Here is a 16,183-nt window from a genome sequence, read left to right as displayed (position 1 = left end):
CATGGCTCTGCGCGCGATCCCCATCCGTAGGGCCGGCAACCGAGAAAACCTGTTCATGGGCGGGGATCGTGAGCTGGTGATGTTCTCGGGCCTGCTGGCCGGCGCGCTGATTTTCAGCGCCCAAGAAGTGAGGGCAACGGTGTTCGGCATCGCCTTGTGGTTCGGCGCGCTCTTCGCGCTGCGCCTCATGGCGAAGGCCGATCCGAAGCTGCGACACGTGTACCTGCGGCACCGCCGGTACAAGCCGTACTACCCGGCTCGCAGCACGCCCTTCCGTGACAACACGCCGAGTCAAGGGAAGCAATACAAATGATCGAAGCAATCGCAATTGCCATTGCTGTGCTCGGTGCGGTTCTGTTGCTCATCCTCTTTGCCCGCATCCGGGCTGTCGATGCCGAGCTGAAGCTCAAGAAGCATCGCGCCAAGGATGCCGGCCTGGCCGATCTGCTCAATTACGCCGCCGTGGTCGATGACGGCGTGATCGTGGGCAAGAACGGCTCCTTTATGGCCGCCTGGCTGTACAAGGGGGATGACAACGCCAGCAGCACCGAGGAACAGCGGGAAATGGTGTCGTTCCGCATCAACCAGGCCCTGGCGGGCCTGGGGAACGGCTGGATGGTGCATGTCGATGCTGTGCGTCGGCCTGCGCCGAACTACTCGGAGCGGGGCGTGTCATCGTTCCCCGACTCCGTTTCCTTCGCCATTGACGAGGAACGCCGGCGCTTGTTCGAGGGCCTGGGCGCGATGTTCGAGGGCTACTTTGTCCTGACCGTCACGTGGTTCCCGCCAGTGCTGGCCCAGCGCAAGTTTGTCGAACTCATGTTCGATGACGATGCGGTGGCTCCCGACCATACGGCGCGCACTACGGGCCTGATTGCGCAGTTCAAGCGCGAGATCACCAGCCTGGAATCGCGCCTGTCCTCGGCGGTCAAGATGACGCGCCTGCGCGGCCAAAAAGTCGTGTCGGAAGAGGGCAGGGAAGTCACGCACGATGACTTCCTGAGCTGGTTGCAGTTCTGCGTGACGGGCCTCCATCACCCGGTCATGCTGCCCAGCAATCCGATGTACCTCGATGCGGTAATCGGCGGGCAAGAGCTGTGGGGCGGCGTCGTGCCCAAGATCGGGCGCAAGTTCATCCAGGTGGTCGCCATCGAAGGCTTCCCCTTGGAGTCAACGCCTGGGGTGCTCTCGGCCCTGGCCGAGCTGCCCAGCGAATACCGCTGGTCGAGCCGCTTCATCTTCATGGATCAGCACGAGTCCTTGAAGCACCTGGACAAGTTCCGCAAGAAGTGGAAGCAGAAGATTCGCGGCTTCTTCGATCAGGTGTTCAACACGAATACCGGCTCGATCAACCAGGACGCGGCCGCGATGGTCGGCGACGCCGAGGCGGCCATCGCCGAGGTCAACAGCGGCTTGGTGGCGGCCGGCTACTACACCAGCGTGGTCGTGCTGATGGACGAGGATCGGGAGCGCCTGGCGGCCTCCGCGCTCCTGGTCGAGAAGGCCGTCAACCGCCTGGCCTTCGCGGCCCGTATCGAGACGATCAACACGCTCGATGCGTACCTGGGCAGCTTGCCCGGCCACGGCGTCGAGAACGTGCGCCGGCCGCTCATCAACACGATGAACCTGGCCGACCTGCTGCCGACAAGCTCGATCTGGACGGGCAGCGCCACGGCTCCGTGCCCGATGTACCCGCCGCTGTCGCCGGCGCTCATGCACTGCGTGACGGTGGGCGCTACGCCGTTCCGCCTGAACCTGCACGTGCGCGACCTGGGCCACACCTTCATGTTCGGCCCGACCGGCGCAGGCAAATCGACGCACCTGGGCATCATCGCCGCGCAGCTCCGTCGCTACGCCGGCATGTCGATCTACGCCTTCGACAAGGGCATGTCGATGTACCCACTCGCGGCCGGCATCCGCGCGGCCACGAAGGGCAAGAGCGGCCTGCATTTCACGGTGGCCGCCGACGATGACCGCCTGGCGTTCTGCCCGCTCCAGTTCCTCGAAACGAAGGGGGATAGGGCCTGGGCGATGGAGTGGATCGACACCATCCTGGCGTTGAACGGCGTCAACACCACGCCGGCGCAGCGCAACGAGATCGGCAACGCGATCATGAGCATGCACGCCAGCGGCGCGCGCACGCTCTCCGAGTTCTCGGTGACGATTCAGGACGAGGCGATCCGCGAGGCCATCAAGCAGTACACGGTGGACGGCTCGATGGGCCACCTGCTCGACGCCGAAGAGGACGGCCTGTCGCTGTCCGACTTCACGGTGTTCGAGATCGAAGAGCTGATGAACCTGGGCGAGAAGTTCGCGCTGCCGGTGCTGCTCTACCTGTTCCGCCGCATCGAGCGCGCACTGAAAGGCCAGCCCTCCGTCATCATCCTGGACGAAGCCTGGTTGATGCTGGGCCACCCCGCGTTCCGCGCCAAGATCAGGGAATGGCTCAAGGTGCTGCGCAAGGCCAACTGCCTTGTGCTGATGGCGACGCAAAGCCTCTCCGACGCGGCCAACTCGGGCATCTTGGACGTGATCGTGGAATCGACCGCGACCAAGATTTTCCTGCCCAACGTCTACGCCAGGGATGAGGACACATCGGCGCTCTATCGCCGTATGGGCCTCAACGCGCGTCAGATCGAAATCCTGGCGACTGCCATTCCGAAGCGTCAGTACTACTACGTCTCGGAGAACGGCCGCCGTCTCTATGACCTTGCCCTGGGGCCGATGGCCCTGGCCTTCGTCGGTGCGTCCGACAAGGAATCGGTCGCCACCATCAAGAGCCTCGAAGCCAAGTTCGGCCACGAATGGGTGCATGAGTGGCTGGCCGGCCGTGGGCTGAATCTCAACGACTACCTGGAGGCCGCATGAGCATCGCCGACACCCTCAAGGGCTTGATCTTCAAGAAGCCCGCCAACTCCGCCGAGCCGCGCGATCCGCGCCGCTCGAAGGAACCGCTCGCCGGCGGCCGCCGTGCGGGCGAGGCCGAGAACCCCTACCTGGCCGCGCGCCGCACCTGGAACGATCACGTGGGCGGCGTCGTCTCGCAGCGCCAAACCTGGCAGGTGATCGGCATCCTGTCGCTGTTGATCGCGCTGGCCGGCGTGGGTGGCGTGATCCACATCGGCAGCCAGTCGAAGTTCATCCCCTACGTGGTCGAGGTGGACAAGCTGGGCCAGACGGTGGCCGCCGGCCCGGTGCAGGCCGCAGGGAAGGCCGATCCGCGTGTCATCCACGCCGCCGTTGCGGACTGGATGAGCTGCGCGCGCATGGTGTCGCCTGACGTGGCCTTGCAGCGCAAGTGCGTGTTCAAGGCGTACTCGATGCTCGCCCCCAACGATCCGGCGACGCCAAAGATGAACGAGTGGTTGAACGGCACGCCCGATTCCAGCCCGTTCAAGCGCGCCGAGAAGGAAATGGTCAGCGTCGAGATCAAGACCGTCATCCCGCAAACGCCCGACACCTGGCAAGTCGAGTGGGTGGAAACCACGCGCGACCGCCAAGGCACGCTGAAAGGTCAGCCCGTCACCTGGCGCGCGCTCGTGACTACCTACATCGCCGAGGTCACGCCCAACACCACCGATGAGCAACTGCGGAACAACCCGTTGAGCATCTACGTGCGTGATTACTCCTGGTCCCGCATCCAATGAATTCGAGGTCATCCACCATGAAGAAAACCCTCTCCGCTTTGATCGTGGGCGCTGCTGTGGCGGTGCCCTCCCTGGCTCTGGCCGCCCCTGGCGACGACATTGCCGACAAGTATTTCAACAAGACCAACCCGACGCTGACCGCTCAAGAGCGCGCGGCGCTCGCCATCGCCAAACGGTGGGAAGCGGGGTCGGCGACCGGCATCAAGCCGGTGGCCGGCTCGGGCGGTGCCATCAAGTTCGTGTACGGCGCGCAGCAGCCGAGCATCGTTTGCGCGGTGCTCCAGGTGTGCGACGTGGCCTTGCAGCCCGGCGAACAAGTGAACTCGATCAACCTGGGCGACACGGCCAGGTGGACGGTGGAACCGGCCATCACCGGCAGCGGCGCGACCGAGGTTCAGCACCTCATCATCAAGCCGATGGACGTGGGCCTCGAAACCAGCCTGGTTGTGACCACGAACCGCCGCAGCTACCACTTCCGCCTGCGCTCGCATCGCACCGAGTACATGCCGCAAGTCTCGTTCACGTACCCCGAGGAAGCGCAAGCCAAGTGGGACGCGATCCAGCGCCGCGAGAAGCAGGAACGCACCGACAACACCCTGCCGGCGACGGGCGAGTACCTGGGCGATCTCTCGTTCGACTATGAGCTGTCCGGGTCGGCGAGCTGGAAGCCTGTGCGCGTCTACAACGATGGCCGCAAGACCATCATCGAAATGCCCGGCACGATGCAGCAGACCGAAGCGCCGACGCTCCTGGTCGTGCGCAAAGAGGGCGGCTTGTTCACCGACGACGAAACGGTGCTGGTCAATTACCGCGTGCAGGGCAATCGCTACATCGTGGACACGGTGTTTGACCGCGCGATCCTGATTGCCGGTGTTGGCAGTAGCCAAGACCGCGTGACCATCAGCCGGAGGAAGTGACCATGCGCAAGATCGTCTCTCTCGCGCTGCTCGCCCTCGCCCTGGGCCTCGGCGGCTGCGCAACCACCAGCCAGTACGGCAACTTCGTCCAGTCGGCCGCGCTCGATCAGCAGAAGCTCGCCACCGACGCGGTGCAGCAGCTCGCCACGCTGTACGCGCCGGCGCGCACGCGCCTGGAGCTGCAACAGCCGACGCCCGATCCGTTCGGCCAGGCGCTCGTCAAGTCGCTGCGCGACAAGGGCTATGCCCTCCTGGAGTACGCCCCGGCCGGCGCTTCCACGCAGGCCCCGGCCTCGGCGGCATCGCAGGCGAGCGCACCGGCCACCACGGCCGCGTCGGGCGGCCTGCCGTTGCGCTACGTGCTCGACCAGGCTGGCGACTCGAACCTGTACCGCCTGACCTTGATGGTCGGCAATCAATCCATCACCCGCCCTTACCTGGCGCAAAACGGCACGTTCGCGCCGGCCGGGTACTGGGTGCGCAAGGAGTGACGCCATGACAGAAAACGCCGATCAGATGGCACCTGACGCTTCGCCTGGCGAAGTGTCCAAGAAGGCGGGCGTCCGTCGCGTCAACAACATGCCCATGTACATCCTCGGCGGCGTCCTGCTGTCGTTCGTGCTGGTCATGGCCCTGGTCGCGGCGGATCGCGCGGCCAAGCAGAACGCGCCGGCGGACGGCCCCAAGGAGAAGGCCGGCAACACGTCGATGTTCGCCAAGGAGATCGCAGGCGACAAGACCGGCGGCTTGATCGAGCCGGCAAGCCCGCTCAAGGTGCCCGACATGCCGACCGGCCCGGCGTCGGCTCCGCTGGAGATCGCGCGGCCGTCCAACCCGGACGCGCCGCCGGCCCCGCCGGCCAACCCCGGCAACCCGGGCCAGCCGGTGAACGACGACGAGGCCCAGCGCATCCGCATGGCGAAGATGCAGATGTTCGGCGAAGCCGTGAAGGCCAAGACCACCGTGCGCGTGGATGCCCCGCGTAGCAACGGCTCCGCGCCGGGTGGCCCGAGCACCTACACCGGCACGCCGCAGACGCGCGATGAAATGCTGAACCGCATCGCAGCGGTGCAGCAGCAAATCGACGCGCAGCGCAGCAACGATCCGACCGCCGCCTATCAAGCACGCCTGGCGCAGATTCGCGGCATGGGCGTCGGTGGTGGCGGCGCGGCTCCGGCCGCCGGCGGCATGGGCGCGGGCGGTGCGCCGCAGCTCCTGCAAACCTCGACCAGCGGCGGCGGGCGCAACAGCATGGCGCAGTTCGGCCAAGGTGGGCAGGGCGACCGCTGGAAGCTGGATTCGCAGCCGGAAGCGCCGCGCACACCGTTCGAGCTGCGCGCGGGCTTCGTCGTGCCGGCCACGCTCATTTCGGGCATCAACTCCGATCTGCCGGGCCAAATCATGGCCCAGGTCGCGCAGGACGTGTACGACACACCGACCGGCAAGCACCTGTTGATCCCGCAGGGATCGCGCCTCGTCGGCTCGTATTCGAGCGACGTGGCCTACGGCCAAGCGCGCGTGCTGGTTGCGTGGCAACGCATCGTGTTCCCCGATGGCAAGGCGATGGACATTGGCGCGATGCCAGGCGCGGACAGCGCGGGATACGCGGGCTTCCACGACCAGGTGAACAACCACTATGTGCGCCTGTTCGGCTCGGCCTTCCTCATGTCCGGCGTGACAGCAGGCATCACCTACAGCCAACGCCAGAACCAGGCCACAAACACCTATGGCGCACCGAGCGCCAGCAGTGCCCTAAGCGAAGCCCTCGGCCAGCAGCTCGGCCAGGTTACGGCGCAACTCATCGCCAAGAACCTGAGCATTTCGCCGACGCTGGAAATTCGGCCGGGGTATCGCTTCAACGTCGTGGTCACGAAGGACATGACGTTTTCCAAGCCGTACCGTTCCTTCGATTACTAACGCCATAGGAGAAAAGCACCATGAAGCCGAAGTTTTTAGCCGCTAAATTGGCCCTCGTCATTGCTGTTTCGAGCACGCTGGCGGTCACACCTGTGCAGGCTGGCATCCCCGTCATCGACGGCACCAACCTGTCGCAGAACATCATGACGGCCATCGAATCGGTGGCCCAGACGCTCAAGCAAATTGAGCAGTACAGCACCCAGCTCCAGCAGTATCAAAACCAACTCCAGAACACGATGGCCCCGGCCGCGTATATCTGGGATCAGGCGCAATCGACCATCAACGGGTTGATGAACGCGGTCAACACGCTGGATTACTACAAGACCCAACTCGGCAGCCTGGACAGCTACATCGGCAAGTTCCAGGACGTGAACTACTACAAGAACTCGCCGTGCTTTACGGCGGCAGGGTGCTCCGACGCGGAACGCGCAGCACTTCGGAATGTGGCCCAGCTCGCGAGCGAGTCGCAGAAGAAGGCCAACGATGCCTTGTTCAAGGGCCTCGATAGGCAGCAAACGAATCTCACGGCCGATGCAGCGACGTTGCAGCGTCTTCAATCGGCAGCGCAGGGCGCGCAGGGCCAAATGCAGGCCATCGGCTACGCCAACCAGCTCGCCAGCCAGCAGGCCAACCAGCTCTTGCAGATTCGTGGCCTGCTGATCGCGCAGCAGAACGCGATGGCAACCAAGATGCAGGCCGACGCCGACAAGGAAGCCCAGCAGGCGGCAGCGGCCGCACAACTGCGCCAGGGCAGCTACCGGGCCAGCCCGGCGCGCACCTGGTAAGGGGGATTCATGAAAGCAATCAAGGCTCTGTCCTTGGCCTCGGCCGCCCTCGTGGCGGCCTTGGTCGCCGGCTGCGACAACAAGCCGGCCACGGCCCCCATGCCGGAAGTGAACGACGAGAACTGCAAGCCCGAGAACATCGCCAAGATCGAGGACAAGGGCGTCCAGCAGGCTTTTTCGTCGCTGTGCTTGCGTCGTGGTGGGGATTTCAAGCCCAGCCCGAAACGCGAATGGTGAGGTGCTGACGATGAGAATGCCAGCCAATCTAAAAACCCTCGCCCTGCCGCTGTTCGTCTGGCTGGCGTTCTTCGCGGTCGATGCCCACGCGGCCATCGACAACGCCGGCGTGTTCGATAGCGTGCTGGATCGCTACCAGGCCGCCGCGAGCGGCTGGGCCGGTGTCATCACCACGGCCGCAACCTGGCTCTTCTGGACGCTGGTTGTGATCTCGATGGTCTGGACGTTCGGCATGATGGCCTTGCGCAAGGCCGACATTGGCGAGTTCTTCGCGGAGTTCGTCCGCTTCACGATCTTTACCGGCTTCTTCTGGTGGGCGCTGACCAACGGCCCTAACTTCGCCTCGTCCATCTATGCGTCGTTGCGGCAGCTCGCCGGCAACGCGACGGGCCTGGGCAATGCTCTGTCGCCCTCGGGCATCGTGGACGTGGGCTTTGCGATCTTCGACAAGGTGATGGATCAGTCCTCGGTGTGGTCGCCGGTGGACAGCATGGCCGGCATCCTCATGGCCGTGGCGATCCTGGTCATCCTGGCCCTGGTCGGTGTGAATATGCTTCTGCTGCTCGCGTCGGGCTGGGTGCTCGCCTACGGCGGCGTGTTCTTCCTCGGCTTCGGTGGTTCGCGCTGGACTTCCGACATGGCGATCAACTACTACAAGGTCGTCCTGGGCGTGGCCGCGCAGCTCTTCGCAATGGTGCTCCTGGTGGGCATCGGCAAGACCTTCCTCGATGACTACTACTCGCGCATGAGCGCCGGCATCAGCCTCAAGGAAATGGGCGTGATGCTGATCGTCGTCATCATCCTCTTGGCGTTGGTCAACAAGATTCCGCCGCTCATCGCCGGGATCATCACCGGCGCGAGCGTGGGCGGTGCCGGCATCGGCCAGTTCGGTGCAGGCGCTGCGTTGGGTGCCGCAGGCATGGCAGCAGCAGCGGCCGCGACCGGCGGCGCCGCTCTGGCCGCCGGCGCAGCCTCGGCCGCCGGTGGTGCCTCTGCCGTCATGGCCGCCTTCTCGAAGGCCAATGAGAACGTGTCGGCAGGCACGGACGTTATGTCGGCCTTCTCGGGCGGCGGCAGCTCGGGCGGCGGTGCGGGCGGCGGCGGCGACGCCGGCACCGGCAGCACGCCCTTCGCTCAGGCTGCGGGCTTTAGCGGCAGCTCCGGCGGTGGCTCTTCGTCGGGTGGCGGCAGCCCCTCGACCGGCAGCAGCTCGGGCAGCTCGAAGGGCGGCGATAAGGGCGGCGGCAAAGCCGACGCCGGCGGCCAGGGCAGCAGCTCGACGGCCAGCACCGGCAGCAGTGCCGACAAGGCCGCCAAGAACGAACCCAAGCCCGCCGGCGGGGCAGGGCAAGGGCAGCAGGCCGCACCGGGCAGCACCGGCCCCGGCTTGCTCGCATCGGCCGCATCGGCCCTCGGCACGGCCGGCCGCATCGCCGCCGACGCCGGCGCGAACTTGGCGAAGGGAACCGCCGATGTTGCCAAGGCCAAAGCCGCGAGCCTGCGCGAAGCCGCAGCCGAGCGGATCGCCGACACCACTGGCGGAAAGATCGCCGCCGCGATCAAGGCGCAAGGAAGCGGCACGGCCGAGAACATCGACGTGCCCGACCAGCAGCCCGCGCCGAGCTTCGGCGACAACAGCCTGGCAGGCGGCCCCGCCGATGCCGATCCCGAGTCCGAAGTAGCTGCGTTCGCCAACCGCGAGCAAGGCCGCGACGGCACAACTGCGTAACCAAGGAGAGTCCAACCATGAAGAAGAAACTGTTTGCCCTGGCCGCCCTCGTGGCAGCCCTCGGATCGACCGCCGGCACGGCCAGCGCGCAAGACGTGCTGACCGGCGACACGCGCCTGGCCTGCGAGGCGATCCTGTGCCTGTCGTCGGGCACGCGCCCGAGCGAATGCACGCCGTCGCTGTCGCGGTACTTCAACATCACGAAGCGCAAGCTGTCGGACACGATCCGCGCCCGCCTGAACTTCCTCCAGCTTTGCCCGGTGGCGAGCCAGACGCCGGAAATGCAGTCGCTCGTGTCGGCGATCTCGCGCGGCGCTGGCCGTTGCGACGCGCAGTCGCTGAACTCGACGTTGGTGATGTGGACGGGCGGCTACGACGATGGGCGCACGTACATCAGCAACCAGTTGCCTGACTACTGCGGGGCCTACACCGGCCACGCCTACACCGACTTCGCCAGCAGCGGCACGCTGCCGCGCTATGTCGGGACGCCAGAGCGGGGCGGGTATTGGGTCGAAGCGCGCGACTATGACCGCGCCTTGGCCGAGTACAACGAACGCATCCGGCGCGAGGACGAAGAGCGCCGCCGTCAGTCCTGGCTGAACTGAGGGAGGGGAGGGCATGCCGTTCTTCGCCGATCTGCCGCCGCAGCTCCAGGAGCGCGTCGTCTGCTCGATCTCGGCCGCCGTCAAGTACGAGGTGCCGGTCAACATCGTGTTGGCCGTCGCCGAGAAAGAGGGCGGCAAGCCGGGCCAGTGGGTGCGCAACTCGAATGGCACGCATGACGTTGGCCCGATGCAGTTCAACACCGCGTACCTGGGCGACCTGGCCCGATACGGCATCACGGCGAACGATGTGGCGGCTGCCGGCTGCTACTCGTTCGACCTGGCCGCCTGGCGGCTGCGGATGCACATCCGCAACGACAAGGGCGACCTCTGGACGAAGGCGGCGAACTACCACTCGCGCACGCCGCAGTACAACGCGGTGTACCGGGCCGACTTGATGCGCAAGGCGTCGAAGTGGGCCGATTGGCTCGAAGCTCGGTTCGTCACGCTTGACGTGACGAAGGCCGGGGCCACGCCCTCGACGCCCAGCCAGCCCGCGACGGTGGCCCAGCGGGCGACGCCGGCGGCCAGGCCGGCACCAGCACCCCAGCAGGCCGCCCCAGCGGCCGCAGCAGCTCGCAGCGTGTCGGTGGCCGGCTACGTGCCCCGCACGGTGTCTTTCAACACTTCACGCGAGGGGTCGGCCGAGTAGGCCGGCTCTTCCGATTTAGCGGCTAAACATGGACAAATTCCACGCCTTCATGATGCGGTACACGCTGGGCGTCGGCCGGTTGCTTCAAGCCTATTGCAAGTGGGCGGAAGGACAGGCCAAGAACCAGCTCGATTTGCTTCTGCTGGGCCTCGGCCCGATCTTCGCCTTGGGCCTTCTGCTGTGGGCGCTGCCGGCGTGGATCGGCAAGCCCATCGCCTTCGTGCTCTCACTGCCAGCGCTCTACATCATCTTCCTGGTGCTGCGCGCCTACGCGATTCGCGGGGGCCGGCGCTGATGAAGGCCCTGCGGATTCCTGATGGAACCGTCGAAGCGTTGAAGTGGCTCGCACTGGTTCTCATGACCGGCGATCACGTCAACAAGTACCTGTTCAACGCGACGCTGCCGGTGCTGTTCGAGGCCGGCCGCGTGGCGCTCCCCCTTTTCGTGTTCGTCCTGGCCTACAACCTGGCCCGGCCGGGCACGCTCGAACGCGGCGTGTACGGCCGCACCATGTCGCGCCTGGCGATGTTCGGCGCGCTGGCCTCCGTGCCCTTCGTGGCCCTCGGCGGCCTGTACGCCGGTTGGTGGCCGCTCAACGTGATGTTCACGCTGCTGGTCGTCACGGCCACGGCTTACCTGGTCGAACGTGGCGGCAAGCTGCACCTGGCGGCCGCCGGCGTGGTGTTCCTGGTCGGCGGCAGCTCGGTCGAATATTGGTGGCCGGCCGTGGCTTTCGGCCTGGCGGTGTGGTCGTACACGCGCCGGCCGAGCTGGGCCGCCGCGGCGGTCGCGGTGCTGGCCTGCGCGGCCCTGTGGTTCGTCAATCGCAACCTGTGGGCCTTGGCAGCCCTGCCGGTGCTCTTCCTGGCCTCGCGGGTGGATGTGCGCGTGCCGCGCCTGCGCTGGGCCTTCTACGCCTATTACCCGCTGCACCTGGCCTCGCTCTGGTTGATCCGCATCCCCATGAGCAAGGCCGGCTACCTGTTCTTCTGATTGGAGTCCTGCCCCATGCGAAAACCCGTTCTTCTGGCCCTCTCTCTGGCGTTCCTGGTCAGCGCGCAAAGCGCACTGGCCGCCGGCGACGCCGGCAACTTCGGCACGCCGATCAAGTCCGGCGTATCGGTGTCCTTCCCCGACAGCAGCGCGACATTCCAGCCGACGCCAGAGGCCCTGGAGCTGCTGGCCGACGCTAGGAATGCGGCGATCATCTACATCAGCGGGCGCACCAGCACACTACGGCCCAGCGCGGCCGATGAGGCCCTTGCACTACGCCGTGCGCTCTCGGCCAGGTCGTACTTGGTGGCGCGCGGCGTCTCGCCGCTCAAGATCATGGTGAACTTCGCATCGGCCGCCGATTTCGTGGCAGACAACTCGACGGCCGAGGGCCGGCGCGAGAACCAGCGCGTGGACATTGAGGTGGTCTACATCCCCACCTACTGAGCGATCCGGCATCGCCATTCCTGGCGGTGCTGCAGGACGCTCCAGCAGCTTCGCATCGTCGGCTCTGACGATGCAGGCCCGGCCGGCTTCCCTTGACAGCATCGCCATTTCTGACGATGCTGGCCAAGTCCCGATTTACTCCAGGAAGAAGGCCATGAGATACCCCGGCGGCAAGGGCGGTGCCGGCGTCTACCAGACGATCATCAACAACATCCCGCCTCACGACACGTACATCGAAACGCACCTGGGCGGCGGCAACATCCTGGAGCGCAAGCGGCCCGCTGCCCGCAGCGTCGGCATCGACGTTGATCCCGAGGTGATCGAGGTCTGGCAGCAGCTCGACGTGCCCGGCCTGGAGCTGCACCACGGCGACGCCGTGGCCTGGCTGGAGTCCCACCAGTTCACCGGCTCCGAGTTCGTCTACGCCGATCCGCCCTACGTGATGGACAGCCGGCGCGGCGGCAAGCTATACCGCCACGAATACGACGACGCCGACCACGTGCGGCTGCTCGACGTGCTGGCCGGCTTGCCGTGCGCGGTGATGGTGTCGGGCTACAGCTCAACGATCTATGACAGCTCTCCCTTGGCGTCATGGAGAACCATCGACTTCAACGCGATGACGCGCGGCGGCATCGCTATCGAACGGCTGTGGATGAACTACCCCGAGCCGGCCGAGCTGCACGATCTGCGCTACCTCGGCAGCAACTTCCGCGAGCGCGAGCGCATCAAGCGGAAGAAAGCCCGCTGGCAAGCGAAGCTCGCCAAGCTCGATCCGCTGGAGCGGGCGGCGATCATGGAATGCCTGCGCGAGCTGGAGGCGGCCGAGTAGGTCACGCCTGCGCCTGGTTGTGCAGCGCCCATACGCGCTTGACCTGGCTTTCACTGCACCCGGCCAGCCTGGCCGTCTCTGGAATGCTGTGGCCTGCGCTGCGCAGCGCCACGATGCGTTCATGCACCTTTGTGTTGGCCTTGCGGCCGGTGTAGCGGCCGGCGTCCTTCGCCAGCTCGACGCCCTGCCGCTGCCGCTCGCGGCGATCCTCGTAGTCGTCGCGGGCCATCTGCAACGCCAGCTTCAAAAGCATGTCCTGGATCGACTCCAGCACCACCTTTGCCACGCCCTTCGCCTCGGCGGCCAGGTCGGATAGATCGACCACGCCAGGGACAGCCAGGCGCGCGCCCTGGGCGCGGATCGAGGCCACGAGGCGTTCGGCCTCGGGCAGCGGCAGGCGGCTGATGCGGTCGATCTTCTCCGCAACGACGACTTCACCGGGTTGCAGGTCGCCGATCATGCGCAGCAGCTCGGCGCGATCGGCGCGAGCGCCCGAAGCCTTCTCGCGGTAGATGCCGGCGACGTAGAAGCCGGCGGCCCTGGTGCTCTCCACGATGGCGGCCTGCCTGGTCAAGTCCTGCTCGTCGGTGCTGACGCGCAAGTAGATGCGCGCGACCTTGAAAGCGACGCCGGCGGCCTGGTGCTCGGTCGGCGTCCGCATGATGCGGTCGGCACCTTCGACCAGGCCATCGCCGCCGACGCGCAGCGGTGGCGTCTTGGCGAGCGCCTGGCGCGCTGCGCGTGACTGGCGCGGCATGGCCGCAATCTGTGTTTCCTGGGCGGTGCGCGGCGTGATGATCGCGCTGCGCTTCGCCTTGGTCTTGCCTTGTCATTTTCAGAAGACGTCTGCACCAGTTCATGAGGCTGGCCGCCCCGTGTGCAGCCGACTTCTGACCGGGTCGTGTCAGCAGTCCTATGCACGAAACTCCAAGAAGGGCGGAAATTGCGCAGAACTTCCCTGCACGACGTTGCGGAACGGCTTGGCTTGCGCTATGGTTTCATGCGCAGTATCATGTAACCATACATGCAACCAATGGAGAGCACCATGCCATCAATTCACGAATCAAAGGTAGCCCGACACCGCGAACGGATGCGCGCGGCGGGGCTGCGGCCTGTGCAGTTTTGGGTGCCGGACACCCGTTCGCCTGAGTTCACGGCGCAAGTGCGCAAGCAATGCCAAAGCCTGAAGGGCGACCCAGCAGAAGCAGAGGTTTTGCGCTTCACCGAAGAGGCGGCATCGCACGTTGAGGGCTGGGAGTGATGCAGCGAGGCGACCTCGTGACGGTTTCATTGCAGGGTGACTACGGCAAACCACGACCAGCCCTGATCGTTCAATCAGACCTACTAACCGACTTGGAAAGCGTTGTGCTGTGCCCAGTGACAAGCGACCTGCGCAATGCCGCGTTTCGCGTCACCGTGGAACCGAATCCAGCTAACGGGCTGCGCGCACTATCGCAAGTTATGGTGGACAAGCTCTCGACGCTACCGCGCACCAAAATCAGTGAACCGTTTGGCCGCCTCGACGATGAGCGAATGAAAGCAATAGATAGGGCGCTCCTGTTGGTCGTTGGCGTTATTTGACCCGGTGCCGGAAAAATCTGGGATTCCGGCTTACTCGGTATCGCGCCGGAATTTTCGGCGGTTCCGGCTTAAGTCGGTTCGCTGTTCCATTGCGCCGGGATGGCGGCACATGCGCCGCCTTGTCCGTCAAACGATCATTAGTCGGCCAAGCCGGTCACTGTCCGGCAATGCGCTTGAATAACGGGTTGTCGGACATTATGATAGGCGGACGGAAAAACGGACAAAAGGGGCGGTAATGGCACTCATCGGCTATGCGCGGGTATCGACGGCTGAACAGGACACCGCCTTGCAGACGGATGCACTGCGCAAGGCGGGCTGCGAGCGCGTCTTTGAGGACACGGCTTCCGGGGCCAAGGCCGACAGGCCCGGCTTGGCCGCCGCGCTGGCCTATCTGCGCGACGGCGACGTGCTGGCCGTCTGGCGGCTGGATCGGCTCGGGCGCTCGATGCCACACCTCATCGAGACAATCGGCGCGCTGGAAGCGCGTGGCGTCGGCTTCCGGTCGCTGACAGAAAGCATTGACACCACCACACCGGGCGGGCGGCTCATCTTCCACGTGTTCGGCGCGCTGGGCCAGTTCGAGCGCGACTTGATCCGTGAGCGCACCAAGGCCGGGCTGACCGCTGCCGCCGCTCGCGGGCGCAAGGGCGGGCGCAAGCCGGTTGTCACTGCCGACAAGTTGCAGCGGGCGCAGGAGCATATTGCCAACGGGCTGAACGTCCGGGAGGCTGCTACACGGCTCAAGGTGAGCAAGACGGCCCTATACGCCGCGCTGCAAGGCGGGAGCGAGCAACCATGAGCCGCAAGCAAAGCAGTGCCTTCGTCACGACCAGAAAGGGCTTTTGCTATCTCACGGTCAAAGTCGGCAGGAGCAATTACAACATCATGCGGATTCGCAATTACACGCTTGAGCCGCAGGACAAGCGAGACATGCGCCGGTTGTATCCCGACTATCTCTTTGACTGGAAGAAGATCGGCCAGCAGCTTGCCGAGAGGGAGGTATGCAGAACCTACCGCTCCAAGCGTCAAGCGCCCCGGAGCACGGAACGTACCTCAGACCCGTTCGTCATGGTGTCGTATGACCCAAGGACGCGCACGGTCTACGCATCCGACACCTGCGATTCAATGGCATTGCTTGACGCTGTTCTGCACATGGAACGCTCCCGCAAAAAATAGCCCCGACAGGCCGTGCAGCCGACTCCTGACATTCCGTGCAGTCGCCTTCTGAAAATGACATGCCTGGGAAGTAGCCGTTGCGGCTGGTCATGGGTTCCTCCGGTCATTTTGGGTATACGCAAAGTGTCCGGTCATGCTACCCCCGGCCAAAAAGGCCGTCATGCGATTTATCTGTCATTTTCAGAAGACGACTGCACCAATTATTAGAAGTCGATAACACTACATCGGCGAGAGCGAAAACTTCCCGGCTCAGTGCGAGCTAAGTCTGCCTGCGTACCTTCTCCACTGTGCAAATCCCTGCACTCTTCTGGAGAAGCATCATGTACCGCTACACCAAACTTTCCCTTCTGGCCGTCGCCATCGCTGCAACCGGCGCGGTCGCCTACGCCGCCAATGGCGGTATGGAAAACGACGCCCTGGCAATCAGCAAGGCCAAGATTCCCCTCACACAGGCGGTCACCGTCGCCGAGCAGCACGCCAATGGCAAGGCGTCACGCGCCGAGTACGAGAACTCGAAGCAAGGCTGGGTCTACGACGTGGAAGTCGTCAGCGGGGCCAAGGTCTTCGATGTCCGGGTCGATGCCGACAAGGGCACGGTCATCTCGTCTGCCGAGGACAAGGCGGATCACGATGATGACCACGACAAGCGGGACTGACTCCCGACAGTATGG

Annotated in this window: 21 protein-coding genes; 20 read left to right on the top strand and 1 reads right to left on the bottom strand. The window is 65.1% G+C overall.

The window, feature by feature from the left end; genetic code table 11:
• Position 1 precedes the first annotated feature (1 nt).
• From J5X93_RS27805 to J5X93_RS27735, 15 genes are all read left to right on the top strand, one after another.
• Positions 2-313, top strand: coding sequence for a conjugal transfer protein TrbD (locus J5X93_RS27805; protein WP_001207961.1), 312 nt, complete (start codon positions 2-4; stop codon positions 311-313).
• Positions 310-2,868: a VirB4 family type IV secretion/conjugal transfer ATPase gene (locus tag J5X93_RS27800; RefSeq protein ID WP_011114047.1), complete on the top strand. Its 2,559-nt coding sequence runs from the start codon at positions 310-312 to the stop codon at positions 2,866-2,868. The genes J5X93_RS27805 and J5X93_RS27800 overlap by 4 nt, the downstream gene beginning before the upstream one ends.
• A complete protein-coding gene (locus J5X93_RS27795) occupies positions 2,865-3,647 on the top strand; it encodes a conjugal transfer protein TrbF (protein WP_006122481.1) in 783 nt (260 codons plus the stop codon). The genes J5X93_RS27800 and J5X93_RS27795 overlap by 4 nt, the downstream gene beginning before the upstream one ends.
• Before the next feature lie 17 nt (positions 3,648-3,664).
• On the top strand, positions 3,665-4,564 hold the full coding sequence (gene trbG / locus J5X93_RS27790) for a P-type conjugative transfer protein TrbG (protein ID WP_006122480.1): 900 nt from the start codon (positions 3,665-3,667) through the stop codon (positions 4,562-4,564).
• Between the two features lie 2 nt (positions 4,565-4,566).
• On the top strand, positions 4,567-5,055 hold the full coding sequence (locus J5X93_RS27785) for a conjugal transfer lipoprotein TrbH (protein ID WP_006122479.1): 489 nt from the start codon (positions 4,567-4,569) through the stop codon (positions 5,053-5,055).
• A 4-nt stretch (positions 5,056-5,059) separates the two neighbouring features.
• Positions 5,060-6,481, top strand: coding sequence for a TrbI/VirB10 family protein (locus J5X93_RS27780; RefSeq protein WP_011114050.1), 1,422 nt, complete (start codon positions 5,060-5,062; stop codon positions 6,479-6,481).
• Positions 6,482-6,501: 20 nt separating this feature from the next.
• Positions 6,502-7,266 (top strand): P-type conjugative transfer protein TrbJ, encoded by a 765-nt coding sequence (gene trbJ, locus J5X93_RS27775; RefSeq protein WP_010890135.1) that lies wholly within the window; start codon positions 6,502-6,504, stop codon positions 7,264-7,266.
• Between the two features lie 9 nt (positions 7,267-7,275).
• Complete coding sequence (gene trbK / locus J5X93_RS27770) at positions 7,276-7,503, top strand: entry exclusion lipoprotein TrbK (RefSeq protein WP_000644148.1); 228 nt, start codon at positions 7,276-7,278, stop codon at positions 7,501-7,503.
• Positions 7,504-7,513: 10 nt separating this feature from the next.
• Entirely contained in the window at positions 7,514-9,232 is a 1,719-nt protein-coding gene (gene trbL / locus J5X93_RS27765) for a P-type conjugative transfer protein TrbL (protein WP_011114051.1), read from the top strand.
• Between the two features lie 17 nt (positions 9,233-9,249).
• On the top strand, positions 9,250-9,837 hold the full coding sequence (locus J5X93_RS27760) for a TrbM/KikA/MpfK family conjugal transfer protein (protein ID WP_010890138.1): 588 nt from the start codon (positions 9,250-9,252) through the stop codon (positions 9,835-9,837).
• Between the two features lie 13 nt (positions 9,838-9,850).
• The gene (locus J5X93_RS27755) at positions 9,851-10,486 is read left to right on the top strand and encodes a transglycosylase SLT domain-containing protein (RefSeq protein ID WP_011114052.1); all 636 of its coding nucleotides are present in this window, start codon (positions 9,851-9,853) and stop codon (positions 10,484-10,486) included.
• 28 nt (positions 10,487-10,514) lie between these two features.
• Positions 10,515-10,781 (top strand): hypothetical protein, encoded by a 267-nt coding sequence (locus J5X93_RS27750; protein ID WP_010890140.1) that lies wholly within the window; start codon positions 10,515-10,517, stop codon positions 10,779-10,781.
• The gene (locus J5X93_RS27745) at positions 10,781-11,479 is read left to right on the top strand and encodes a TraX family protein (RefSeq protein WP_011114053.1); all 699 of its coding nucleotides are present in this window, start codon (positions 10,781-10,783) and stop codon (positions 11,477-11,479) included. The genes J5X93_RS27750 and J5X93_RS27745 overlap by 1 nt, the downstream gene beginning before the upstream one ends.
• A gap of 15 nt (positions 11,480-11,494) precedes the next feature.
• Complete coding sequence (locus tag J5X93_RS27740) at positions 11,495-11,926, top strand: OmpA family protein (protein ID WP_001665065.1); 432 nt, start codon at positions 11,495-11,497, stop codon at positions 11,924-11,926.
• 154 nt (positions 11,927-12,080) lie between these two features.
• Complete coding sequence (locus J5X93_RS27735) at positions 12,081-12,755, top strand: DNA adenine methylase (RefSeq protein WP_011178411.1); 675 nt, start codon at positions 12,081-12,083, stop codon at positions 12,753-12,755.
• Position 12,756: 1 nt separating this feature from the next.
• On the opposite strand, the gene J5X93_RS27730 is transcribed toward J5X93_RS27735, so the two are convergent.
• The gene (locus tag J5X93_RS27730) at positions 12,757-13,416 is read right to left on the bottom strand and encodes a recombinase family protein (protein ID WP_011178412.1); all 660 of its coding nucleotides are present in this window, start codon (positions 13,414-13,416) and stop codon (positions 12,757-12,759) included.
• A 384-nt stretch (positions 13,417-13,800) separates the two neighbouring features.
• Here J5X93_RS27730 and J5X93_RS27725 point away from each other — a divergent pair, with 384 nt between their 5' ends.
• The 5 genes from J5X93_RS27725 to J5X93_RS27705 all read left to right on the top strand — a co-directional run bounded on the left by J5X93_RS27725 (position 13,801) and on the right by J5X93_RS27705 (position 16,168).
• Positions 13,801-14,016: an antitoxin MazE family protein gene (locus J5X93_RS27725; protein ID WP_021561443.1), complete on the top strand. Its 216-nt coding sequence runs from the start codon at positions 13,801-13,803 to the stop codon at positions 14,014-14,016.
• On the top strand, positions 14,016-14,336 hold the full coding sequence (locus tag J5X93_RS27720) for a type II toxin-antitoxin system PemK/MazF family toxin (RefSeq protein ID WP_021561444.1): 321 nt from the start codon (positions 14,016-14,018) through the stop codon (positions 14,334-14,336). The genes J5X93_RS27725 and J5X93_RS27720 overlap by 1 nt, the downstream gene beginning before the upstream one ends.
• Before the next feature lie 235 nt (positions 14,337-14,571).
• Positions 14,572-15,135, top strand: a complete 564-nt coding sequence (locus J5X93_RS27715) for a recombinase family protein (protein ID WP_021561445.1) — start codon at positions 14,572-14,574, stop codon at positions 15,133-15,135.
• On the top strand, positions 15,132-15,512 hold the full coding sequence (locus J5X93_RS27710) for a hypothetical protein (protein WP_250036155.1): 381 nt from the start codon (positions 15,132-15,134) through the stop codon (positions 15,510-15,512). Before J5X93_RS27715 ends, J5X93_RS27710 begins: the two co-directional genes overlap by 4 nt.
• A 320-nt stretch (positions 15,513-15,832) precedes the next feature.
• Positions 15,833-16,168 (top strand): PepSY domain-containing protein, encoded by a 336-nt coding sequence (locus J5X93_RS27705; RefSeq protein WP_005797945.1) that lies wholly within the window; start codon positions 15,833-15,835, stop codon positions 16,166-16,168.
• Positions 16,169-16,183 lie beyond the last annotated feature (15 nt).

The organism is Pseudomonas sp. BYT-1 (genome assembly GCF_023611805.1).
GTDB lineage: Bacteria > Pseudomonadota > Gammaproteobacteria > Pseudomonadales > Pseudomonadaceae > Aquipseudomonas > Aquipseudomonas guariconensis.
The sequence above is the reverse complement of the archived record's forward strand: the minus strand, read 5'-3'. Positions and strand labels throughout refer to the sequence as shown.